At 64.7% G+C, this 21,802-nt stretch carries 20 protein-coding genes and 1 other annotated feature; of the genes, 8 read left to right on the top strand and 12 right to left on the bottom strand.

Going from position 1 to position 21,802, the window contains the following annotated elements:
• Positions 1–45: 45 nt before the first annotated feature.
• The 5 genes from BN1119_RS09675 to BN1119_RS09655 all read right to left on the bottom strand — a co-directional run bounded on the left by BN1119_RS09675 (position 46) and on the right by BN1119_RS09655 (position 5,815).
• Positions 46–1,230: a methyltransferase gene (locus tag BN1119_RS09675; protein WP_084205385.1), complete on the bottom strand. Its 1,185-nt coding sequence runs from the start codon at positions 1,228–1,230 to the stop codon at positions 46–48.
• Positions 1,231–1,364: 134 nt separating this feature from the next.
• The gene (locus BN1119_RS09670; protein WP_041997156.1) at positions 1,365–1,694 is read right to left on the bottom strand and encodes a YbaB/EbfC family nucleoid-associated protein; all 330 of its coding nucleotides are present in this window, start codon (positions 1,692–1,694) and stop codon (positions 1,365–1,367) included.
• A gap of 114 nt (positions 1,695–1,808) precedes the next feature.
• A complete protein-coding gene (gene dnaX, locus BN1119_RS09665) occupies positions 1,809–4,478 on the bottom strand; it encodes a DNA polymerase III subunit gamma/tau (RefSeq protein ID WP_041997153.1) in 2,670 nt (889 codons plus the stop codon).
• Positions 4,479–4,765: 287 nt separating this feature from the next.
• Entirely contained in the window at positions 4,766–5,311 is a 546-nt protein-coding gene (gene apt / locus BN1119_RS09660) for an adenine phosphoribosyltransferase (RefSeq protein ID WP_041997151.1), read from the bottom strand.
• Between the two features lie 126 nt (positions 5,312–5,437).
• Positions 5,438–5,815, bottom strand: a complete 378-nt coding sequence (locus tag BN1119_RS09655; protein WP_041997148.1) for a YbaN family protein — start codon at positions 5,813–5,815, stop codon at positions 5,438–5,440.
• A gap of 177 nt (positions 5,816–5,992) precedes the next feature.
• Here BN1119_RS09655 and dusC point away from each other — a divergent pair, with 177 nt between their 5' ends.
• The 4 genes from dusC (at position 5,993) to BN1119_RS09635 (ending at position 9,327) form a co-directional block, all read left to right on the top strand.
• Entirely contained in the window at positions 5,993–6,937 is a 945-nt protein-coding gene (gene dusC, locus BN1119_RS09650; protein WP_041997145.1) for a tRNA dihydrouridine(16) synthase DusC, read from the top strand.
• Between the two features lie 72 nt (positions 6,938–7,009).
• Positions 7,010–7,837, top strand: coding sequence for an AraC family transcriptional regulator (locus tag BN1119_RS09645; RefSeq protein WP_041997142.1), 828 nt, complete (start codon positions 7,010–7,012; stop codon positions 7,835–7,837).
• 74 nt (positions 7,838–7,911) lie between these two features.
• Positions 7,912–8,877, top strand: coding sequence for a DMT family transporter (locus BN1119_RS09640; protein ID WP_041997139.1), 966 nt, complete (start codon positions 7,912–7,914; stop codon positions 8,875–8,877).
• An 81-nt stretch (positions 8,878–8,958) separates the two neighbouring features.
• Complete coding sequence (locus BN1119_RS09635) at positions 8,959–9,327, top strand: RNA polymerase-binding protein DksA (RefSeq protein WP_041997137.1); 369 nt, start codon at positions 8,959–8,961, stop codon at positions 9,325–9,327.
• Between the two features lie 138 nt (positions 9,328–9,465).
• On the opposite strand, the gene rnd is transcribed toward BN1119_RS09635, so the two are convergent.
• The 7 genes from rnd to BN1119_RS09600 form a co-directional block, all read right to left on the bottom strand.
• Positions 9,466–10,578 (bottom strand): ribonuclease D, encoded by a 1,113-nt coding sequence (gene rnd / locus BN1119_RS09630; protein WP_041997134.1) that lies wholly within the window; start codon positions 10,576–10,578, stop codon positions 9,466–9,468.
• Between the two features lie 85 nt (positions 10,579–10,663).
• Complete coding sequence (gene fadD / locus BN1119_RS09625; RefSeq protein WP_244463715.1) at positions 10,664–12,424, bottom strand: long-chain-fatty-acid--CoA ligase FadD; 1,761 nt, start codon at positions 12,422–12,424, stop codon at positions 10,664–10,666.
• A gap of 178 nt (positions 12,425–12,602) precedes the next feature.
• Complete coding sequence (locus BN1119_RS09620) at positions 12,603–13,442, bottom strand: alpha/beta fold hydrolase (protein WP_409337747.1); 840 nt, start codon at positions 13,440–13,442, stop codon at positions 12,603–12,605.
• 27 nt (positions 13,443–13,469) lie between these two features.
• Complete coding sequence (locus BN1119_RS09615) at positions 13,470–14,000, bottom strand: Slp family lipoprotein (protein WP_041997131.1); 531 nt, start codon at positions 13,998–14,000, stop codon at positions 13,470–13,472.
• Positions 14,001–14,029: 29 nt separating this feature from the next.
• The gene (tsaB, locus tag BN1119_RS09610; RefSeq protein ID WP_041997128.1) at positions 14,030–14,731 is read right to left on the bottom strand and encodes a tRNA (adenosine(37)-N6)-threonylcarbamoyltransferase complex dimerization subunit type 1 TsaB; all 702 of its coding nucleotides are present in this window, start codon (positions 14,729–14,731) and stop codon (positions 14,030–14,032) included.
• A 23-nt stretch (positions 14,732–14,754) separates the two neighbouring features.
• On the bottom strand, positions 14,755–16,707 hold the full coding sequence (locus BN1119_RS09605) for a DNA repair helicase YoaA (RefSeq protein WP_041997126.1): 1,953 nt from the start codon (positions 16,705–16,707) through the stop codon (positions 14,755–14,757).
• 67 nt (positions 16,708–16,774) lie between these two features.
• Complete coding sequence (locus BN1119_RS09600; protein WP_041997124.1) at positions 16,775–17,020, bottom strand: hypothetical protein; 246 nt, start codon at positions 17,018–17,020, stop codon at positions 16,775–16,777.
• A gap of 188 nt (positions 17,021–17,208) precedes the next feature.
• Positions 17,209–17,337: a sequence feature (His leader region), on the top strand.
• 25 nt (positions 17,338–17,362) lie between these two features.
• Between BN1119_RS09600 and hisG the strand changes: the two genes are divergently transcribed.
• From hisG to hisB, 4 genes are read left to right on the top strand one after another with little or no spacing between them, the layout of a single operon-like run.
• Positions 17,363–18,259 (top strand): ATP phosphoribosyltransferase, encoded by an 897-nt coding sequence (gene hisG, locus BN1119_RS09595; RefSeq protein WP_041997120.1) that lies wholly within the window; start codon positions 17,363–17,365, stop codon positions 18,257–18,259.
• A 12-nt stretch (positions 18,260–18,271) separates the two neighbouring features.
• Complete coding sequence (gene hisD / locus BN1119_RS09590; protein WP_041997115.1) at positions 18,272–19,597, top strand: histidinol dehydrogenase; 1,326 nt, start codon at positions 18,272–18,274, stop codon at positions 19,595–19,597.
• Entirely contained in the window at positions 19,594–20,664 is a 1,071-nt protein-coding gene (gene hisC / locus BN1119_RS09585; protein ID WP_041997112.1) for a histidinol-phosphate transaminase, read from the top strand. Before hisD ends, hisC begins: the two co-directional genes overlap by 4 nt.
• An 11-nt stretch (positions 20,665–20,675) precedes the next feature.
• Positions 20,676–21,785 carry a bifunctional histidinol-phosphatase/imidazoleglycerol-phosphate dehydratase HisB gene (hisB, locus tag BN1119_RS09580; protein ID WP_041997109.1) on the top strand — a complete coding sequence of 370 codons (1,110 nt, stop codon included), beginning with the start codon at positions 20,676–20,678 and terminating at the stop codon, positions 21,783–21,785.
• Positions 21,786–21,802 lie beyond the last annotated feature (17 nt).

The following is a 21,802-nucleotide window of genomic DNA, read 5'->3' as shown; positions in this document are numbered from 1 at the left end:
TCAGGGGGCAACCCTATCCCCACCACCGGCCTGGCCAAGGCAGACTCAGCCACGCACGGCGCGGATCAGCAGGTTGCGCGGGGTCATGGGCTTGGCGCAGAACTCGCCAAGCTCCACCCGGTAGCCCTGCTCTTGCAGGAAGAGGGCGCGATCCAGCCCGAGCCAGATCTCCAAAGGACGGCGAAACAGGTGGCGCACCGGCTCCATGCGGGCGACGTCCCCATAACGCGCCTCCCCCCGGGCCAGCAGGCCGTCGTAGTCGAGCCCGGCAGGCAGGGCTATCCCCTTGCGCTCGGCGGCCCAGCGGCAGAAGGCCTCGAAGCTGCCGGTGAGCAGGCTTTTTTGCATATTGGGCACAGGCAGATACGCATCCACCCCGCGCACCTGGCGCTGCAGGCAGTCAAAGCCAAGGCGCCACACCACCTCCAGCTCCCGCAAGCGGGCGATGCGGGCGCCGCCGGTGACCGTCTCTTGCAGGGGCAGGCGCAAGTCTGCCTTGCTCAGCCCCAGGGCACTGGCCCGGGCCGCCCGGGAGAGGGGGCGATAGTGGGTTCCCCGGATCAGGTGATAGCAACAGGGGGAGAGGGTCACGCCGCGGGCACCGCGCGCCGCCACCCCCTCCAGCAGGTGGGTATGCAGCTCGCCACAGGCATGGAGCGCCATGGCGTGATGCTCTGGGGCGATCAGCGCCACCGACTCGGCGGCGAAGGCATCGGCCTCGATGAAGCGCATGCGGGCGCCGTCCCGCTCGGCGAGCCTGCGTCCCTCCTCGCACAGCGCCCCCTGCCACTCCAGGCTGGTCACCTCGGCACGGCGGTGAACCGAGAGCAGCCGACCCAGGTGTCCCTTGCCGGCGCACCACTCCAGGTAGGGCCCCGCATGGGGGGGCAGGCAGCCGGTGAAGGCCTCGATCTGGGCCTGCTTGCGACCCGGCATGTGCAATGCCATGGCCTTGCCGCACTCGACGGGGTCGGCCTCAAAGCGGGTCAACTCGCTCAGGGCCTGCAACTCGGCGCCCTGGGGGATCCAGGGGGCCAGCAGACTGGCCAGGGCAGCCATGTCGCCATCGAGCCGGTTCAGCTCCTCCAGGCTCAGGCCGTCGAGCAGGGCCGCCAGCTCGGGAGCCTCGCCGGCAAAGGCGATCGCCAGGTGATGATAGGGCTGGTATTGCCACCAGGGGCGACAGACGGTCAGCAGGTGATCGAGGCGTTCGAAGCGTTGGGCCAGCACAAGGGGCTCCCTGAGGGGGAAAATGAGAGGGCGCTATTGTAGCCATCCTGCGCCAGATTGCACCCGCCATGATGGCCGGCGCCCAATGAAAAAGGGGCCACAGGGGCCCCTCTTTGACTCGACTGGCAAGCGCCTTAGAACGGCAGCTTCATGCCGGGGGGCAGCTGCATGCCACCGGTCAGCTCGCCCATCTTGCTCTTGTTCTGCTCTTCGACCCGGCGCACGGCGTCGTTGCAGGCGGCGGCCACCAGATCTTCCAGCAGCTCCTTGTCATCTTCCATCAGGGAGGGATCGATCTCGATGCGACGCACGCTGTGGCTGCCGGTCATGGTGACCTTGACCATGCCAGCGCCCGCTTCACCCGTCACTTCCATCAGGGCCAGCTGCTCTTGCATCTTCTGCATGCGCTCTTGCATCTGTTGGGCCTGTTTCATCAGGTTACCCATTCCACCTTTACCAAACATATGTCGTCTCTCGCGTTGAAATCCGGCGCACCTGGCCGGGCGTTAGGCTCGTCTGTCCTAGATGGGGACGGCCGAGCGGCATTTCAAGCGGGGAGCGCACTCCCCGCACCTGATTCAGCGATTGAGGGGCTCGATACTCTCCATGTGGAGCTCGGCACCGAATCGCTGACGTAAAAACTGCACATTGGGATCCTGCTCCAGATCCCGCCCCGCCTGCTCGAGCACCCCGAGGTAGAGGCGATGCTCTATCTCCAGCGGCGTCTCCTGCTCGGGCACAGTGCCCAGGGTCACCTCGATGCGCACCTCGCGACCAAGCTCTGGGCCTATGATGGTCGCGAGCTCGGCCAGGGCGCGATCGCTCACCAGATGACGCAGCTCGGGTTTGAGGGTCAGCAAGACCCGCTCCTCCTGCTGGCTCATCACCGCATTGATGGCGAGTTGACGCAGTCGGCCCCCCACCCGGGTGCGGGCGATGAGCTCGCTCCAGGGATCGCCGCAACTGGCGAGCAGACTGGCGGGGATGAGTCGGCTCGGCTCGTCCCCCACCTCCTCTTCCTGCTCGCTCTCGATGGCGTTCCAGTCGATGGTCTCGAGGGTCGGAACCGCCGTCTCTGCCCTGGCCGGGGCAGCGTTCCCCTGCGCCGGGGGCGAGACGGGGGTGGGAGCAGGCCCAGGAGCCGCAGGGGCGCCATGGTCGACGGGGTGCTGCGCCCCGGTCGAGGGACCGTCGGGATCCCAGGGGGGAGAGTCCGCCTCGCGCCCGCCCTGGCTGGCACTGCGCGGCCCACTCGGCGTCGCCAACGCGGACGCTGGCGCGCTCGGCTCACCCTGGGCCAGGTACTCCTGATAGGCCTGAAGGTCCCCCTCGTCCCGCTCGCTTGGGACATCATAGGACCAATCTCCCTGCCAGGGAGTCTCCCCCGCGGCAGAAGAGGCCGGCGCCGCCGGGCTCGGGATGGCCGCGGGCGCCTCGGCGACATCAGACTTGGCCGAGGCCCCAAGACTCACCTGGGCAGTCCCTGGCGCAGTCCCTTCAGCCATCGCCGCCGATCTGGTTGCGGGTCTGGTCGCCCCTTCCGAGGCCCGCAGCCGGCTTCGCAGCATGTTGCGGGTGCCAAGCAGGCTCATGATGCCGCCCCCGGCGCGCTCCTCGCCCAAAGCCGTGTCGGCTGCGGCGGGCATCCCCTGGGGGGCCGGCCCTTCCCCCTGCCGGGGCACTGAAGGCGTCAGTCCCCCAGCCTCGCCCTGATCGGGATAGGGGGCAGGCGGCTGCCCGCTCCCGGACGTATGCGCTGGCGACTCTGCCTGCGGACCCGCAGGCACGCTCCCGATCTGGGCAGAAGGCGCGTCTCGATAGCCCATCTCGCTCGCTGCCTGCAACAGCGCCTCCTGCTCGGCAAAGAGCGGGGAGAGCGCCTCGCCTGTCATCTCCTCAACCTGGCTGGGCGGGCTCACCAGCTCGCTCTCCCCTGGCCGTGCCAGGGGGGCTGCGTCACCCACTGCTGCGCCAGAGGCATCCGCCTGCGCCGGCCGGGCCTTGACCTCCTCGGCTGGCGGAAGAGGCGCCGGGGCGGCGGCGCTGTCACGGGCGAGCGCCGGGGCAGGTTCAGCCGGTTGCGGCTTTCCCAACCCCAGGGGAGCGGCCCCCTGCCCCGCCTGTGTCGGCAGGGCGCCCAGGCTTGCCGGGGGTATCGGGTCGCACCGGGGCGAGAAGGCGAGCATGCGCAGACAGGTCATCTCCAGGGCGGTGCGACCGTCCGGGGCCCAGGGCAAGTCCTTGCGCCCCCCCAGCACGATTTGATAGCAGAGCTGCACCTCCTCCGGGCTCATGGCCTTGGAAAGCTGCATCAGGGCATCCGCCTCCATCCCCTGCTCCTGCACGCTGGCCGGCAGCAGTTGTGCCAGGGCGATGCGATGGAGCAAAGCTTCCAGCTCGGCATGGAGCTGATCAAAATCCGGCCCCAGGGTCGCTATCTCCCCTATCTTGGCCATGGTGGCCTGGGCATCCTGGCGCAGCACCGCCTCCAGCAACTGGTGCAGGTGGTGATGATCCAGGGTGCCGAGCATGGCCAGCACGCTCGCCTCCCCCACCCGGCCATTGCCGTGGGCCAGGGCCTGATCGGTGAGGCTCAGGGCATCGCGCATGCTGCCATCGGCCGCCTTGGCCAGGGCCTGCAAGGCGCGCGGCTCGAAGGGCTGCCCCTCCTGCTCCAGCACCCAGGCCAGCTGCTTGGCGATCAGCCCCTGATCCAGGCTCTTCAAGTGGAATTGCAGGCAACGGGAGAGGATGGTGATGGGCAGCTTCTGGGGATCCGTGGTGGCCAGCAGAAACTTCACATAGGGGGGCGGCTCTTCCAGGGTTTTGAGCAGGGCGTTGAAGCTGTGACGCGACAACATGTGCACCTCATCGATGAGGTAGACCTTGAAGCGGCCGCGGGCCGGGCGATATTGCACGTTGTCGAGCAGTTCCCGGGTATCTTCCACCTTGGTGCGCGACGCCGCGTCTATCTCCAGCAGATCGACGAAATTGCCCTGATCTATCTCGCGGCAGGTGTCGCACACACCGCAGGGGGTGCTGCTGATACCCTGCTCGCAGTTGAGGCTCTTGGCCAGGATGCGGGCTATGGTGGTCTTGCCCACGCCACGGGTGCCGCTGAGCAGATAGGCATGGTGCAGCCGCCCCTGATCCAGGGCATTGGTCAGGGCGGTCAGCACATGTTGCTGGCCCACCACTTGCTCGAATGTATGGGGGCGCCATTTACGCGCCAGAACCTGATAGCTCATAGAACCTTTGAATGCGGGGATGACAGGGCATTGAGGCCGAATGCTAACACAAATGGCGAGAGCCCTGTAACGACCATGGCGTCAAGTTGCGGCAAAGCCCGGGATAAGTGCCGCTATTTCAACCAGATAGATGAGCAAGGCCATCCTCCCGCCCCGGATCGCCGCGCCAGCCGGAAGATGGGAGCCCCATAAAACAACAGGGAGCCCGACCCGTCGTGGCTCCCTGTATCAGGCAGGCGGCTGGCGCCCATGGCAAGTGGCGTCTGCCGCCCGTGCACTCCCGCCCCTTAGGCGCCGGCCAGTTCGACCAGGGAGACCACCTTGATGCCGGCTTCCGTCAGGCGGGCATCGCCACCGAGGGACGGCAGGGAGATGATGAAGGCCGCATCGGCCACCTCACCACCGGCGCGGCGGATGAGCTTGACGGTGGCATCGACTGTGCCGCCGGTAGCCAGCAGATCGTCCACCACCAGTACCTTGTCACCGGGGACTATGGCATCGGTGTGCAGTTGCAGGGTGTCGGTGCCGTATTCGAGCGCGTAGGACTCCTCGATGACGGCGCGGGGCAGCTTGCCTGGCTTGCGCACCGGCACGAAACCCAGCCCCATGGCGAAGGCAACGGGGGCGCCGAAGATGAAGCCGCGGGCCTCGGTGCCGACGATCTTGGTGATCCCCTGATCACGGTAATGATCGGCCAGCAGATCGATGGTGGCCTTGAAGGCCTCGGCGTTCTCGATCAGGCTGGTGATGTCACGAAACAGGATCCCGGGCTTGGGATAGTCGGGGATGGTCTTGATGCTGGCTTCGATAAATTTCAGAATGTCCGGATTCATGTGATGACCGCTTATTTTTTGACCCGGCACAGGCCGATGGGCCAGGCGCCGGGAAAACAAAAAGGCCCATCGTGCAAAAACGACAGGCCAACTCCATAGCATTATTGCCGCAATAGCTTAGGGACTTCACTTCTTCATTGCAACCGGCTCCAGCACAGGCAAACGTATTAGCCAGGTGAGCAGGATCACCATGATGACAATCAGCAGCCAGCGCACCCAGTCGACGGGCACCAGAGCCAGGGAGAAGGCGAAGCTCACCAGGATGAAAAGGATGGCGCGGCGCCTGGCATGGCGCCGAATGCCGCGATACAACTGCCAGTCATGGATGGGGGGCCCGAACCAGGGGTGCGCCAGCAGCCAGCGGTGAAAACGGGGCGACGAGCGGGCAAAGAGGGCCGCCGCCAGCAACATGAAGGGGGTGGTCGGCAGCAGGGGCAGGACTATCCCGACTATCCCGGTGGCGAACGCGAGCCAGCCCAGGGCCATCAGACACCAGCGTTTCATGGGTACTCCTCTGAATGCATCTCTGCCTTTAGCCTAACAGAGTTGGCCCGGAAGCTGACAGCCCGGCTCATGCGGCGGCAGTCGATTAGGCTCATCGAGTGGGCAGACGGCTGACAACGCCAGCCATTGCCACTACAATCTGCGCTCTTTTTTCTCCCCTTGTCTTCGGAAGCAGTTATGCGCGTAATTTTGGCCCCCATGCAGGGGGTGCTCGATCACCTGATGCGGGAGGTGCTCACCTCCGTCAACGACTATGACCTGTGCGTCAGCGAATTCGTGCGGGTGGTCGATCAGCTGCTGCCCACCAAGGTCTTCTACCGCATCGCCCCCGAACTCAGGCAAGGGGGCAAGACCCGCGCCGGCACCCCGGTGCGGGTGCAACTGCTGGGTCAGCATCCCGAGTGGCTGGCAGAGAATGCGGTGCGCGCCATCGCTCTCGGCTCCCCCGGGGTGGATCTCAACTTCGGCTGCCCCGCCCCCACGGTCAACAAGAGCAAGGGGGGCGCCGTGCTGCTCAAGGAGCCGGAGGCCGTCTATCGCATCGTCAAGGCGGTGCGGGAGGCCGTGCCGGCCCATCTGCCGGTGAGCGCCAAGATCCGCCTGGGCTACGATGACAAGTCGCTGTTTCTGGAAAATGCCCACGCCGCCAGTGACGGGGGCGCGGTGGAGCTGGCGGTGCACGCCCGAACCAAGCGCGAGGGCTATCGCCCCCCCGCCCACTGGGAGTATGTGGATGCCATCCGCCGCGCCCTGCCCATCCCGGTCACCGCCAACGGCGAGATCTGGAACCATGAGGACGCCCTCACCTGCGCCCGGGTCTCGGGCTGTGACAGCCTGATGGTGGGACGGGGCGCCGTCTCCCTGCCCAACCTGGCCCGGGTGATGAAGACGAACTGCCCCCACATGAGCTGGTCCGAGGCCCTGCGCCTCATGGTCAGCTACACAGAGCAGGATCTCGCCGGGGAGAAGGCGGACTATTACCCGAGCCGGATCAAGCAGTGGTTCTCCTATCTCAAGCGCGAGTATCCCCAGGCCGATGCCCTGTTCACCGAGGTGCGCCTGCTCAAGCACGCCGACGAGATCCGCGCTCGCCTGCTGGTCGAGAGCGAACGCCACCCCTGAGCGCGCCCGGCCCTCGTCTTGGCCGCCGCCCCACGGCGCCTTATGATGAGGGCTCAATGACAGGAGGTCAGGATGCAGGGAGTACCGGTTACCTTTACCCATCAGCACGACAGGGCCGATTTTCGCTCCCTGCCGGGCCAGCCTGCGACCGAGCTCTACCGCGCCCACATCCAGCACCACGCCTTCGATCCCCATAGTCACGAGGGGTTTGGCCTCGGTGTCATCGAGTGCGGTGCCGAGCGCTTTCGCTATCGCGGCAGCCAGCACCTGGCGGGCCCAGGCAGCCTGGTACTGATGAACCCCGACGAGCTGCACACCGGCGAGGCCGCCTGCGAACAGGGGTGGCGCTATCGCATGCTCTACCTGCCCGCCTCTCGGCTCGAGGCCATCAGCGGCGAGCGCGGCTGGCATTTTGCCGAGGCGGTGCGCAGCGACCCGCACGCCGCTCCCCTCCTGCAAGCGACCCTGGATGCCCTCTGGCACTGTGACAGCGCGCTCGCCGCCGACGGCCTGCTGCTCACCGTATGCGAGGCCCTGCGCCCCCACGCCCGGGCCCTGGCGGCCCCGCGCGAAGCAGCCCATCCTCTGGGCCGCGCCATCGACTATATGCAGGCCTGTTTTGCCCGCCCCATCACTCTGGCAGAGCTGGCGGGGGCGGTGAACCTCAGCTCCTACCACTTCCAGCGCAGCTTCAAGGCCCGCTTTCACGTCACCCCCCAGCAGATGCTGATGGCCATCCGCCTGCAGCGCGCCAAGGGGTGGCTGGCCGCCGGCCTGCCCGCCGCCGAGGTGGCCGCCGCCTGTGGTCTGGCCGATCAGTCGCACCTCAACCGCGCCTTCCTGCGCCGCTATGGCACCACCCCGGTGCGCTACCAGAAACAGGTGCAGGCCGGCCGCTAAAGCGCAATCTGGTTCAATACGCCGCCACTCCCCCCTGCTAGGCTGGCCTTCTTCTTCTCCAACGGATATGGAAAATGTTGCTCGGAGTCTTGTTTGCCCTGCTGGCCGGCCTGATGTGGGGGCTCATCTTCGTCGCCCCCCTGCTGGTGGACGGCTATCCCCCCGCCCTGCTCGCCAGCGGCCGCTATCTCGCCTTCGGCCTCATCGTGCTGCCGCTGGCCTGGCGGGCCCGCAAGCGCCTGGCGGCCCTCTCTGCCAGCGACTGGCGCGAGGCCCTCGCCCTCACCCTGGTGGGGAACCTCGTCTACTACTTCTGCCTGTCGGGGGCCATCTTGCGCATCGGCTCGCCCCTGGCGGCCATGTTGATCGGCACCCTGCCGGTGGTGACGGCCCTGGCCGCCAACCGCCTCTATGGCGCACGGGACGGCCGCCTCTCCCGCGCCCGCCTCTACCCGGCCCTGCTGCTGATGGGGGCCGGCCTCTACCTGGTCAACCGCACCGAGCTGACCTGGCAGGCAGAGACACGCACCGATCAGCTGCTCGGGCTCGCCCTGGCGGTGGCCGCCGTGCTGTGCTGGACCTGGTATCCCCTACGCAATGCCCGCTGGCTGCGCGAACACCCGGGCCGCAGCCCGGCGCTCTGGGCCACCGCCCAGGGACTGGTGACCCTGCCGGTGGCGCTCGTTGCCTACCTCGGCAGTCTCGGTCATCTCGCCCTGAGCGCACCGGACTTCCCCCTGCCCTTCGGCCCGACGCCCCTGCGCTTCGTGCTGCTGATGGGGGCGGTGGGGCTCTTTTGCTCCTGGCTCGGCACCCTGTGCTGGAACGAGGCGAGCCAGCGTCTGCCGACCGTGCTGGTAGGTCCGCTCATCGTGTTCGAGACTCTTGCGGGGCTGCTCTACGCCTTCATGCTGCGCGGAGCCATGCCCCCTATGATGACCCTGGCCGGCGTCGTCTGCCTGGTGGCGGGGGTGCTCTATGTGCTCGCCGGCAAGCCGAGGCCCCAGCCAGAAAAGCGCGCCAAAGCACGGTTAACTTGACGCATGTCATCTTGACTCTCCCATCGACTCCCTATACTGCCCTGACTCTGTAATCGTCTGTTGGGGGCATCTGTGTGTGAAATGACGCAAGCGCAGTTGGCAGGATGGCGAGATCGCCTGCTGACCGACTGGGCCAGAATTCGAGAGGAGCTGATCGCTCAGCTCAAGGCAAGCCGTCAGGGTGACTGGGCCGAACAGGCCAGTCACTGCGAACGGGATCAGTTGGTGGATCTCACCAGTCGGTTGGATCTGCCGCAGGTAGAGCAGAATGTGGCGGCGCTCAAGCGCATCGACGCCACCCTCTGTCAGATTGAGCTGGGGCTGTTTGGTCTGTGCTCGGACTGCGAGGAGCCGCTGACCCTGACCCAGCTGGATCAGGATCCGACCCGGCAGCGCTGCCCGCGCTGCGAGCAGCGTTATCGCAAGGGCTTCCACGGCCACGAGCTGTAACGGGCCCCTCGCGGGACCCAACCCCGCCCGTCGAGCCAGCCGCAGAGCCAGGCCGAACACCCCACCAGCGTCAATGAAACGGGCCCCGCCATGGCGGGGGCCCGTTGTTGTCTATCGCTCAACCGGAAGCAGACGGCCTCACTGGGCCAGCAGGTGACCTACCAGCTCATGGCGCCAGCCTTGCAGCAGCATGGGCTTGTCGGCCCGGGCACGCTCTTCCTCGCTCATGCGCCAGCTCCAGGTGAAGTACTGGTGGATGATTTTCTTGCTGGCCACCAGCTCAGGGGGGATGTTGCTGGCCTTGGCCTTCTCCTCCACCAGGGCCTTGATGCGCTTGAGCTCCCCCTTGTACTGGGGGTAATCCACCAGACGGCGGATAGGCTCGGGCCAGCTGTCAGGAGCGCTCTGCTGGGCAGCGGCGACTATGTCCAGCATCCGCTTGCCGTGGATCTTGATCTCGATGGGAGAGAGCCCCAGCTCGTTGAGATCCCGAAGCGAAGCGGGTCGGCGCTCGGCCACCTTGAACAGGTGCAGCTCCTTGACCACAAAGTTGAGGGCCAGATCCCGGTGTACCGCCTCTTTCTGACGCCAGGCCGCCAGCTCGCGCAGGATGGCGAGCTCGCGGCGCCCCAGTTGCCAGGCGTTGACGATGTCGAGATAGGCCTGATACGGATCGCTGGCCTGGGTCTTGCGGGCGCAGTGGTTCTGGCACTCCTGCTCGAACCAGGCAAACTTGCCGCTCTCCCTGAGTCTGGTCATCACCTTCTCGTAGAGGGGCATCAGGTAGAAGACATCCGCCGCCGCGTATTCCAGCTGACGGGGGGTGAGCGGGCGCGCCAGCCAGTCGGTGCGGGCTTGATCCTTTTCCAGCTCCACGCCGAGGAACTCCTTGACCAGGGCGCCAAACCCCACAGACACCCCGTAGCCCAGGAAGGCGGTGGCGAGCTGGGTGTCGTGCACCCGGCTGGGCAGATGGCCCGCCTGGTGCTGGATGAGTTCGAGATCCTCCCCGGCGGCGTGAAGGATGGAGATCTGGTCGGCCTGGCCGAGGCGCTGCCACAAGGGGGTCAGATCCAGGGTCAGGGGATCGAGCAGGGCGAGGCGTTCGCCATCATAGATCTGGAACAGACCAAGCTGGGGATAATAGGTGCGGGTGCGCACGAATTCGGTATCGATGGCGAGCGGCACCCGGGCCAGGTCAGCGAGGTAGGCCGCCAGCTCGGCTTGCTCTGAAATGAGTTGAAATTGCATCTTTGCCTGCATCTTGTCGGTGGGCCCAAAAGAAAAAACCGTGGCCTGAACCACGGTTTACCCCATATCGGCTTGATGGCCCGGCTTATTGCCCGGCCTGCCTGGCTATCTCCTCGTCGCGCAGCACGCGGCGCAGGATCTTGCCCACATTGGTCTTGGGAAGTTCGTCGCGAAATTCTACCAGCTTAGGCACCTTATAGGCAGTAAGATGTTGACGGCAATGGGCAATAACTTCCTCCTGGGTCAATTTGGGATCCTTCCTGACCACGAACACCTTGACCAGCTCCCCGGACACCTTGTGGGGCACACCGACCGCGGCCACTTCCAGCACCTTGGGATGCAGGGCCACCACGTCCTCAATCTCGTTGGGATAGACGTTGAAGCCCGACACCAGGATCATGTCCTTCTTGCGATCGACGATCTTGAAGAAGCCCTGCTGGTCGCACACGGCGATATCCCCGGTGCAGAGCCAGCCATCCTGCATCACCTCGGCGGTGGCCTCGGGCCGCTGCCAGTAGCCCGTCATCACCTGGGGGCCGCGCACCTGCATCTCCCCCGGGGTACCGGTGGCGAGGATGGGGTTGCCGGCCTCATCCACCAGGCGGATATCGGTGGAGCAGACCGGCAGGCCGATGGAGCCATTGTAATCGGTCAGATCATAGGGACAGACGCTCACCAGGGGGGAGCACTCGGTCAGGCCATAACCCTCCAGCAAGGGGGTATCGGTCAGCGTCTTCCACTGCTCGGCCACCGCCCGCTGCACCGCCATGCCGCCGCCGATGGTGAGCTTGAGCTTGGCAAAATCCATGCTCTGGAACTCGTCGTTGTTGACCAGGGCATTGAACAGGGTGTTGACCCCTGTGATGCAGGTAAAGGGGTAGCGCTTGATCTCTTTGACAAAGCCCGGGATGTCACGGGGGTTGCTGATGAGCAAGTTGTATCCCCCCAGACGCATGAACAACAGGCAGTTCACCGTGAGGGCAAAGACGTGATAGAGCGGCAGAGCCGTGACCACGAACTCCTTGCCCCGCTCCAGCACGGGACCATAGACCCCCAGGCACTGCTCGACGTTGGCAATCATGTTGCGATGGGTCAGCATGGCCCCCTTGGACAGGCCAGTGGTGCCTCCCGTGTATTGCAGGAAGGCGACATCCTCGTTGTGGATCTCGGGCTTGATGTACTGCAGATAGCGCCCCTTGGCCAGGGCCTGGCGCATGGTGCTGGCGTGGGGCAGATTGTATTTGGGTACCAGCTTCTTGACGTACTTGACCACGAAGTTGACCAGGGTTCCCTTGGCCAGCCCCAGGTTGTCCCCCATCCGGGTCAGGATCACGTGCTTGACCGGGGTGCCGTAGACCACCTTCTCCAGGGTATGGGCAAAGTTGGAGACGATGACGATGGCCTTGGCCCCCGAGTCGTTGAGCTGATGCTCCAGCTCGCGGGGGGTATAGAGGGGGTTGACGTTGACCACTATCATGCCGGCGCGCAGTATGCCGAACACGGCGATGGGGTATTGCAACAGGTTCGGCATCATGACCGCCACCCTGTCCCCCTTCTCCAGCTTGAGCTCGTTTTGCAGGTAGGCTGCAAACGCCCGGGACTGCTCCTCGAGCCGGCGATAGGTAATGGTCTGCCCCATGTTGACGAAGGCGGGCTGGTCGGCAAATTCGCTCACCGAGGCTTCGAACATCTCGACCAGGGAGCCGTAGATATCGGGATTGATCTCGGCGGGCACCCCCTCTGGATAGCGTGTCAGCCAGATCTTGTCGACCGGCACCGCCTGCTCCCCAGCGGCGTCGGCCTGCTGCAACCTGGTATTCTCATGCTTGCCTTCATGCTCATGCATAACTCGCACCTGTGCGCTCACTGTGTTGCCTCCATCCCTGTCCCAATTTCAATCACTTGTTTTGAGTTACCGCTCTAATGCCGGGTATCTTTACATATGGCAATAGCAATTAACAGCCAATTAACAATCGTGAAATGTGAGGAAGGAGGCAAACCTGAAAGATTGAAAACGGGGGATTCTAACGAATGTGACAGAATTTTTCGATAACAATGGCGGTTTGCAGCGGATTATCCATATGAAAATGGTGATTGCCCGCCACCGACTCCCGATGGATCTGCGTAAAACAGTCCCGCCGGGCCAGCCATTGCGCCGTCAGGCTGGCAAAGCCCTGCTCCCCCTGCACGAACAGCACGGGACAGCGGATCGCCGCCATCAGGGCCCTCGCCTGCCCCTCGCTCATGCGCAGCGGCGAGAGATCCCGCAATCTGGCATCGCTGCGCCAATGGAGCCGACCATCCCGCAGGATCAGCTGGCGCTCGCAGATGAGCCTGGCCGCCTCGGGAGAGATATCGGCCACCTTGCAGCGGGCCGCCACCGCCTCGTCGAGGGAGGCAAAACCACTGGAGGCGCGCTCGCGGGTAAGGCTGCGATTGAGAATGGCCCGCCGCAGCTGGGCGGGCACCTCCTCATCGGGTTGACTGAGGGGCCCCAGCCCCTCCAGCAGGATGAGCCGCACCACCTGCTCGGGAAAGACGCCGGCATAGGCGCTGGCAATCAAGGCCCCGAGGGAGTGACCGAGCAGGGTGACATCAGACCAGCCTCCCGCCGCCATGATCTGATGCAGATCGTCGAGCCAGTCGGTGAACACATAAGGAGAAGATTTGTGATCGGACAGGCCGTGCCCCGGCAGGTCAACACAGATGAGATGGATCCCTTCGAGGCAGGCAGCCAGCGGCAGGAAACTGGCGCCATTGTCGAGCCAGCCATGGAGCGCCAGCACCAGGGGCTGGCCCGTACGCCCCGACTCCAGCAGGGCAACACGGCGCCCATTGGCCAGCTGCAACTGCCCCTCTCTCATCCCGGCGTCCATCGTCATAGCCAAGGATCACCAGCGCCGTATCGGCCGCCGCGGCCAGAAGGGATCATAGAAAGGGTCATGGAAATAGGGGTCCATGTAACGCACCTCCACCTCCTTGACCGGTGGCCACAGCTTGCTGCCGGTCACCCGGATCACGGAAAACTGATACTTGTGATCGCCAATCTGGCTCTGCACCGGCTTGTCCAGGGTGCCAAGCACCGTCAGGCTGCGTCCCTTGGCGTAGAGGGTGGGGTCGACAAACCCCTCCATCACCGCCAGGAAGCGGCCAGGGCTCTGCTCGGTCTGCACGGGCACGCCATTGTTCTTGAGGGGCAGATAGACCACCTCGACCAGGCTGCGATCCTGTTCGTTATGCACGGCGGCGATAACGCCACTCCAGCGGGCCGGTTTTCCCTCCTGCCCCGCCAGGGCGGGTTGATAGGCCACCAGGGCGGTTTCCGGCTCATAGGCCAGCTCCTTGGGGATGGTGCTGCACCCGGCCAGCACCAGGGCACCCAGGCCCAGCAGCAGGTATCTCAACAGACGGCTCTCATTCATGTTTGTCTCCTTCACCGGGTGCACAAGGCTCACTCCCGGCCGGGCAGCTTCTTCCAGGTTACCTTGTCTCTGAGGTATACGGGGGTGGCCTGCTCCGGGGTCACCGCAGCCCCGGCCAGCCAGGCGGCCCTCGCCAGGGGCAGCATGTCCAGGGCGGCGGGCAGGCGCGCCGCCGGACAGGGTTTCTGCTCATCGGCCAGGGCGCTCAGGCCATCAGCATAGGTCTCAAAACCTGTACCCGCGCTAAACCAGAGGCCGGAAAGCGTCGGCTGCTGCGCCACCGCCTCGGGGGCCGTGACCTGCTCCTCGCCATCCAGCACCATGATGCCGTCTTGCAGCAGATAGCGGCCCACATAGACCTCCCCCATGCGGGCATCGATGGCACTGATCACCCGCGTTGCCCCCTCCTGGCGATGAGCCCCCTGGGCCATGGCCGCCAGGGTGGAGATGCCAAGCAGGGGCACACCGGCACCAAAGGCCAGTCCCTGGGCCACGCCGACCCCGATCCGTACCCCGGTAAAGGAGCCAGGCCCCCGGCCAAAGGCGATGGCATCGAGATCGCTCAGGGCAATGCCAGCCTCATCGAGCACGGCCTGCACCATGGGCAGTATCTTCTTGGTGTGATCCCGCGGCGCCTCTTCCCAGCGAGCATAAACGCGCTCCCCCACCAGCAGGGCGGCGGAGCAGGCTTCGGTGGCGGTATCCAGGGCCAGGATCTTCAACTCATTCATTCTCGACTCTTCTCTAAAAGGCATCATTGAAACAGATCGGACTTGGCCGGATCGGGACTCGCCGCATCGGCCAGTCCGCTAAAGAAATCCCCCAGCCCCGTCAAGTCCCGGGTGCGGGGGATGGCAGGCAGACTCTTGATAAAGGTGGCGCCATAGGGCTTGTTGACCATGCGCGGATCACAGATGACCAGGACGCCATGATCACGGCGATCACGTATCAGCCGCCCCACCCCCTGTTTGAGAGCAATCACCGCCTTGGGCAGCTGGATCTCGGCGAAGGGATCCCCCCCCTTCAACTTGCAGTCATCGACCCGCGCCTTCAGTAGCGGGTCGTCGGGGCTCGCAAACGGCAGCTTGTCGATGATAACACAGGACAATGCCGCCCCTCGCACGTCTATCCCCTCCCAGAAGCTGCTGGTGGCCACCAGCACGGCACGGCCGTTTTCCACGAAGGTCGAGAGCAGGCGCTGCTTGTTGTCCTCCCCCTGCAGCAAGACGGTACGGCCAATTTCCCGGCGCAGCACCTCGGCCACCTGACGCATCACCTGGTGGCTGGTGCAGAGGAAAAAACAGCCCCCCGGCGTCTTGTTGATGAGGGGGATCAGGCGAAGGGCCAACTGCTCGCCCCGGCCGAAGGCATTGGGCTCGGGCAGCTGGCGCGGCACGCACAGGCGCGCCTGTTCGCCATAGTCGAACGGGCTGTCGAGGATAAGCTCGCGGCTCCCCGCCAGCCCCAGCTCGCTCTTGACGTGATCAAAGCCCATGTCCACCGTCAGAGTCGCGGACGTGAAGATCCAGGCCACGTCGGGGCGCTGCACCTCGGCGCCGAACCGATCGGCCACCGACAGCGGGGTGAGATTGAGGGAAAAGTGGAGCCGGCTGCACTCGTACCAGTAGGAGAAACCGGTCTGGTTGATGGCCAGCACCTCACCAAGCCGGGTACGCAGTTCGCACAACCGCTCGAAGCAGTGATCCAGCTGCTCGCCCCGGCCCAGAGCCAGTTTCAGCACCTCATAACAGAGCCCGATGGCATCATTGAGGCGGGCCAGCGCCTGGCCCCAGAGTGGCTGACGCAACATGTCGCGGGTGTTGCCCCGCCCGCCATCGACACCAAAGGCCAGGCGCAGATCCTGGCTGGCAATGGCAAGCCTGTCGGCCGCCTTGCCAAGCTGTCCCATGTCATGGGCCTCTGCCCGATAGGCGAGCTGGATGTCCCGGGCCAGATCCTGCAAGGCGCGGCTGCCCACCGACTTGCCGAAATAGTGGCTGGCTATCTCCCCCAACTGGTGGGCCTCATCGAACACATAGACCTGGGCCTCTGGCACCAACTCGCCAAACCCCGTGTCTTTCACCGCCATATCGGCGAAGAAGAGGTGATGATTGATCACCACCACCTGGGCCTCCATGGCGCGGCGCCGGGCCACCACCAGGTGGCAGTCGTCATAGTAGGGGCAGTCGCGCCCCAGACAGTTCTCATTGGTGCTGGTGATCTGGGGAAGGATCTCGGCGTTCTCCTGCAGCCCCGGGATGTCCCCCACATCCCCGGTCTGGGTCGCGGTGGACCAGGATTTCACCTTGACCAGATCGCTGAGGATCTCGGGCTTTTGCAGGTGGGATTCGCTCAAGAGGCGGTTCATCCGCTCGATGCACAGATAGTTGCTGCGCCCCTTGAGCAGGGCCACCGGCGGCGTGTAAGAAAGTGCCGCCGTGATGGTGGGAAGATCCCGGTAGAAGAGCTGCTCCTGCAGGTTCTTGGAGCCAGTGCTTATCACTACCCGCTTGCCGGACTCCAGCGCCGGCACCAGATAGGCGTAGGTCTTGCCGGTGCCCGTCCCCGCCTCCACCAGCAGGCGACCATGCCCCGCTATGGTATCCGCGACCGCCTCGGCCATCGCCAGCTGGGGCGCGCGGGCCTTGAAGCCCTCGATGTGGCTGGCCAGAGGGCCATCTGGCTTGAACAGGGTCTGGATGGTCAAAAGGAGCGTCCCGCGTAAAAGCCGCCATTATGCCAAAAGCGCGGCGAAAGCGGGACTGATAATGTGCTCAGACGAAGAGATCGATCTGATGGTCCGGGTCCGGCTTGTGATCATCTTCCTGCGCCCTTGGCTGATCATCCTTGGCCGAAGGGTGCTCCTGCTGGTGTTGCTGGCCAGCACCGCCAGTGTCGGTGCCAATCTTGCGCAGTTGATGTTTCTGGCTGATCTGGGTCACCTCCCGCTTGATGTCGTCCGGACTCGGCGTCGCCGGTGCACGGGGCAGGATGGGAAATAGCAGGTCCTGACTGGGCATGATGTCGCCTCCTTTTGGCATCTCACTGTCTAGTTATCGACCAGAAAACCGTTTTCTCCACTTTAATCGCCCGGATCACATTTTTCGGTTGCATTTTCTGTCAAGGCAGGTAGTTTAAATCAGGCGTCAACTACGACATCTTATTTGTAAAGGATTGATTACATGAAGTTCACCATCCTGAAGACTCATCACCACCATCATCATCCCGAATAGTCTTTCAGGAGGTTGACTGCTGGAAGACACTTAACTGGTGACTTCCAAAAGGACCGCAAGATTCATGAACCCTCGGAAGCACACACTTCCGAGGGTTTTTTCGTTTTTGACTATAAGGAAATCGAGCAAATGGAAACACAACGCCTGCGTATCGCCATGCAAAAGTCCGGTCGTCTGAGCCAGGACTCCCAAGCCCTGTTCAAGAGCTGCGGCCTCAAGATCAACCTGCGCGAACAGCGCCTCATCGCCCACGTCGAGAACATGCCCATCGATATCCTGCGAGTACGGGATGACGACATCCCGGGACTGGTGATGGAAGGGGTGGTCGACCTTGGCATCATAGGCGAGAACGTGCTGGAAGAGGTGCAGCTCATTCGCCAGCCCCAGGGCTTGCCCTTCGAAGTCAAAACCTTGAAACAGCTCGATTTCGGCGGTTGCCGCCTCTCCCTAGCGGTGCCGGAAGACGTGGTGTACACCGGCCCGCAGAGCCTGGCCGGCAAGCGCATCGCCACCTCCTACCCCGGGCTGCTCAAGCGCTTCTTCGACGAGCAGGGGCTTGGCTTCAAGAGCGTGATGCTGGGGGGCTCCGTGGAAGTGGCCCCCCGTGCAGGCCTGGCCGATGCCATCTGCGATCTGGTCTCCACCGGAGCCACCCTGGAGGCCAACGGCCTGAAAGAGGTGGAGGTGATCTACCGCTCCAAGGCGGTGCTGGTGCAGGCTCCCAACCCCCTGAGCGACGCCAAGCAGAAGCTGATCGACAAGCTGCTGCCCCGCATCCAGGGGATGCAGCAGGCCCGCGAGAGCAAGTACATCATGCTGCACGCCCCGAAAGAGAAGCTCAATGCCATCACGGATCTGCTGCCCGGCGCCGAGCGCCCCACCATCATGCAACTGGCCGGTGACACCAATCAGGTCGCCCTGCACGTGGTTTCCAGTGAAACCCTGTTCTGGGAGACCATGGAGCAGCTCAAGGCCCTCGGCGCCAGCTCCATCCTGGTGCTGCCCATCGAAAAGATGATGGAATAAGGAAGGGATATCATGCAGACCCTGATCTGGAATCAGCTCTCTCCCGCCCGGCAGGCCGAGGCCCTGGCCCGGCCCGCCCTGGACAACGAGGCCGATGTCGGCAGCGTGGTGCAAGAGATCATCAAGGCGGTGCGCTGCCGGGGCGACGACGCCTTGCGGGAATTGAGTCAACGCTTCGAGCGCGCTCCCCGCGAGCAGCTTCGCGTCGGCGAGGACGAAATCGAGGCCGCCTGCGCCCGTCTGGATGACGACATCAAGGACGCCATCGAGGCGGCGATTGCCAACATCCGCACCTTCCACGCCGCCCAGGCTCAGGCGCCACTGCGCATCGAGACCCAGCCCGGCGTGGTGTGCGAGCTGCGCACCCAGCCCATCAACCGGGTCGGCCTCTATGTGCCGGGGGGCAGTGCGCCCCTCCCCTCCACCGTGATGATGCTGGCCATTCCGGCAGGCCTGGCCGGCTGCCGCGAGGTGGTGCTCTGCACCCCGTCGCCGGCCAGCGACGAGATCCTGTTCGCCGCCCGCGCCTGCGGCGTCGAGAAGGTGTTCGCCATCGGCGGCGCCCAGGCCATCGCCGCCATGGCCTATGGCACCCAGACGATCCCCAAGGTGGACAAGATCTTCGGTCCGGGCAACAGCTATGTGACCGAGGCCAAGGGCCAGGTCTCCCGGGACTGGCGCGGCGCCGCCATCGACATGCCGGCCGGCCCCTCCGAGGTGCTGGTGATTGCCGACGAGAGCGCGAACCCCGCCTTCGTCGCCTCGGATCTGCTCTCCCAGGCCGAGCACGGCCCAGACAGCCAGGTGGTGCTGGTCACCACCAGCGCCGCCCTGGCCGAGGCGGTCAAGGGGGAGCTGGCCAGCCAGCTGGCCCTGCTCAGCCGCCGCGACATCGCAACCCAGGCCCTGGCCGCCAGTCTGACCATACTGTGTGACAATCTGGAGGAGGCCTGCGCCATCTCCAACGCCTATGCGCCGGAGCACCTCATAGTGCAGACCCGGGCGCCGCGGCAGCTGCTGGACAAACTCGAGAATGCCGGCTCCATCTTCCTGGGGGCATGGACACCCGAGTCGGTCGGCGATTACGCCAGCGGCACCAACCACACCTTGCCCACCTACGGCTATGCCCGCACCTGCTCCAGCCTGGGGCTCGCCGATTACCAGCGCCGCTACACGGTGCAGGAGCTCAGTGCAGACGGCATTCGCGGCCTTGGCCCCATCGTCCAGCGCATCGCCCAGGCGGAAGGGCTCGATGCCCACAAGCATGCCGTCACCCTCAGGTTGAACGCCCTGGCCGCCGAGCCCCAACAAACAGCACAGCAGAAGGATTTGTCATGAGCATTGCCAAGCTGGCTCGCCGCGTGGTGCGGGCCCTCACCCCCTATCAATCCGCCCGTCGCATCGGCGGCCAGGGTCACGTCTGGCTCAACGCCAACGAGGCGCCGCTGGCCTACCCCTTCACCGTCGAGGGAAGCAAACTCAATCGCTATCCCGAGTGCCAGCCGGCCGAGGTGATCGATGGCTACGCAGCCTACGCCGGGGTCAACCCGAGCCAGGTGCTGGTGAGCCGCGGCGCCGACGAGGCCATCGAGCTCTTGATCCGCACCTTCTGCGAGGCGGGCCAGGATCAGATCCTCATCTGCCCGCCCACCTACGGCATGTACGCCATCAGCGCCGAGACCTGTGGCGTGGGCATAGTGGAACAACCGCTCACCGCCAGCCGCCAGCCGGACTGGCCCGCCATCACAGATCGCCTGTCGGACGTGAAGCTGGTGTTTCTCTGCTCCCCCAACAACCCCACCGGGGATCTGGTGGGACGCGAGGGGCTGACAGCCCTGCTGGAGGCGGCCCGGGATCGCGCCATCATAGTGGTGGACGAGGCCTACATCGAGTTCTGCCCGGAAGGCTCAGTGGTGGATCTGCTGGCCCGCTTCCCCAATCTGGTGGTGACCCGCACCCTCTCCAAAGCCTTTGCCCTGGCGGGGATCCGCTGCGGTTTCACCCTGGCGAATGCCGAGGTCATCGCCATGCTGGCCAAGGTGATCGCCCCCTACCCCATTCCCGAGCCCATCGCCCAGATAGCGGCCCAGGCCCTCTCCCCCATGGGGCTTGAGCTGATGGAGGAGCGGGTGCTGGAGCTCAACCGGCAGAAGGCGCGCTTCAAGGCAGAACTGGCTACCCTCCCGTGCGTGCAGGAGGTGTTCGAGGACAAGGGCAACTTCGTGCTGGTGCGCTTCACCGATGGCGCCGCCGTCTTTGCCGCCATGAAGGCCGCCGGCATCATCTTGCGGGATTTTTCCAGCAAGCCGGGCCTGGAGCACTGCATTCGCGTCACCGTCGGCTATCAGAACGAGATGGATGCCGTGCTGGCCGTGCTCCGTGATCAGCCCCAAGCCAGCGTATAAGGATGTAACAGATGAAGACCCCGTTTTTGTTTATCGACCGTGACGGCACCCTGATTGAAGAGCCGGTCACCGACAAGCAGGTGGACAGCCTCGCCAAGCTGCGCTTCGAGCCCATGGTGATCCCGGTGCTGCGCGAGCTGCAAGCCGCCGGTTACGTGCTGGTGATGGTGACCAACCAGGATGGCCTGGGTACCGCCAGCCTGCCCCTGGAAAACTTCCAGCCCCCGCAGGACCTGATGATGCATCTCTTCGAATCCCAGGGCGTCACCTGGGAGCAGGTGCTGATCTGCCCCCACTTTCCCACCGACGGCTGCAGCTGCCGCAAGCCCCACCTTGGCCTGGTGAAGGAGTACCTGGCCTCCGGTCGCATCGACTTTGCCAACTCTTTTGTCATTGGCGACAGACAGACCGACATCCAGCTTGCCGAGAACATGGGCATTCGCGGCATCCGCTATGACCAAAAAGATCACGGCTGGCTCGCCATCCGTGATCAGCTGCTCGCCAGGGGACGCACCGCCTCGGTAGAGCGCGACACCAAGGAGACCCGCATCCAGGTGACGGTGGACTTGGACAAGAGCGGTGGCAACCAGATTGCCACCGGCATCGGCTTCTTCGATCACATGCTGGATCAGATAGCGACCCACGCGGGCTTTAGCCTCAAGCTGAAGGTCAGCGGCGATCTGCACATCGACGATCACCACACTGTGGAAGATGTGGGGCTGGCTCTCGGTCAGGCCCTGCGCCAGGCCCTTGGCAACAAGCGCGGCATCGGCCGCTTCGGCTTCGTGCTGGCGATGGACGAGGTGCAGGCGGTGATCGATGCACGCCCGTTGACCGAACAGGAGGTGAGCACGGCGCTCGATTTGAGCGGTCGCCCCTACTTCGTGTTCGACTGCCCGAGCGGCTTTGGCCGCGACAACGTGGGGGAGATGGCCACCGAGATGGTGCCCCACTTCTTCCGATCCCTGTCGGACGCCATGGCCATCACACTGCAGATGAAGGTGGGCAGCGGCAACACTCACCACCAGGTGGAGGCCCTGTTCAAGGGCTTTGGCCGCGCCCTGCGCCAGGCCATCCGGGTGGAAGGGAGCGAGCTTCCCTCCAGCAAGGGGGTGCTGTGATGGATGTGAGCAAGCAG

This window comes from Aeromonas bivalvium (genome assembly GCF_000819765.1).
GTDB lineage: Bacteria > Pseudomonadota > Gammaproteobacteria > Enterobacterales > Aeromonadaceae > Aeromonas > Aeromonas bivalvium.
This window is presented reverse-complemented; position numbering and strand designations above follow the sequence as displayed.

Excerpts from the sequence above, each read along its gene's own strand:
- dnaX (WP_041997153.1), bottom strand. The coding sequence starts at position 4,478 with ATGAGCTATCAGGTTCTGGCGCGTAAATGGCGCCCCCATACATTCGAG.
- BN1119_RS09645 (WP_041997142.1), top strand. The coding sequence starts at position 7,010 with ATGCAGGGAGTACCGGTTACCTTTACCCATCAGCACGACAGGGCCGAT.
- BN1119_RS09670 (WP_041997156.1), bottom strand. The coding sequence starts at position 1,694 with ATGTTTGGTAAAGGTGGAATGGGTAACCTGATGAAACAGGCCCAACAG.
- hisC (WP_041997112.1), top strand. The coding sequence starts at position 19,594 with ATGAGCATTGCCAAGCTGGCTCGCCGCGTGGTGCGGGCCCTCACCCCC.
- hisD (WP_041997115.1), top strand. The coding sequence starts at position 18,272 with ATGCAGACCCTGATCTGGAATCAGCTCTCTCCCGCCCGGCAGGCCGAG.
- hisB (WP_041997109.1), top strand. The coding sequence starts at position 20,676 with ATGAAGACCCCGTTTTTGTTTATCGACCGTGACGGCACCCTGATTGAA.
- dusC (WP_041997145.1), top strand. The coding sequence starts at position 5,993 with ATGCGCGTAATTTTGGCCCCCATGCAGGGGGTGCTCGATCACCTGATG.
- BN1119_RS09620 (WP_409337747.1), bottom strand. The coding sequence starts at position 13,442 with ATGAGAGAGGGGCAGTTGCAGCTGGCCAATGGGCGCCGTGTTGCCCTG.
- BN1119_RS09640 (WP_041997139.1), top strand. The coding sequence starts at position 7,912 with ATGTTGCTCGGAGTCTTGTTTGCCCTGCTGGCCGGCCTGATGTGGGGG.
- rnd (WP_041997134.1), bottom strand. The coding sequence starts at position 10,578 with ATGCAATTTCAACTCATTTCAGAGCAAGCCGAGCTGGCGGCCTACCTC.
- BN1119_RS09655 (WP_041997148.1), bottom strand. The coding sequence starts at position 5,815 with ATGAAACGCTGGTGTCTGATGGCCCTGGGCTGGCTCGCGTTCGCCACC.
- apt (WP_041997151.1), bottom strand. The coding sequence starts at position 5,311 with ATGAATCCGGACATTCTGAAATTTATCGAAGCCAGCATCAAGACCATC.
- fadD (WP_244463715.1), bottom strand. The coding sequence starts at position 12,424 with ATGCATGAGCATGAAGGCAAGCATGAGAATACCAGGTTGCAGCAGGCC.
- BN1119_RS09615 (WP_041997131.1), bottom strand. The coding sequence starts at position 14,000 with ATGAATGAGAGCCGTCTGTTGAGATACCTGCTGCTGGGCCTGGGTGCC.
- BN1119_RS09635 (WP_041997137.1), top strand. The coding sequence starts at position 8,959 with ATGACGCAAGCGCAGTTGGCAGGATGGCGAGATCGCCTGCTGACCGAC.
- hisG (WP_041997120.1), top strand. The coding sequence starts at position 17,363 with ATGGAAACACAACGCCTGCGTATCGCCATGCAAAAGTCCGGTCGTCTG.
- tsaB (WP_041997128.1), bottom strand. The coding sequence starts at position 14,731 with ATGAATGAGTTGAAGATCCTGGCCCTGGATACCGCCACCGAAGCCTGC.
- BN1119_RS09600 (WP_041997124.1), bottom strand. The coding sequence starts at position 17,020 with ATGCCCAGTCAGGACCTGCTATTTCCCATCCTGCCCCGTGCACCGGCG.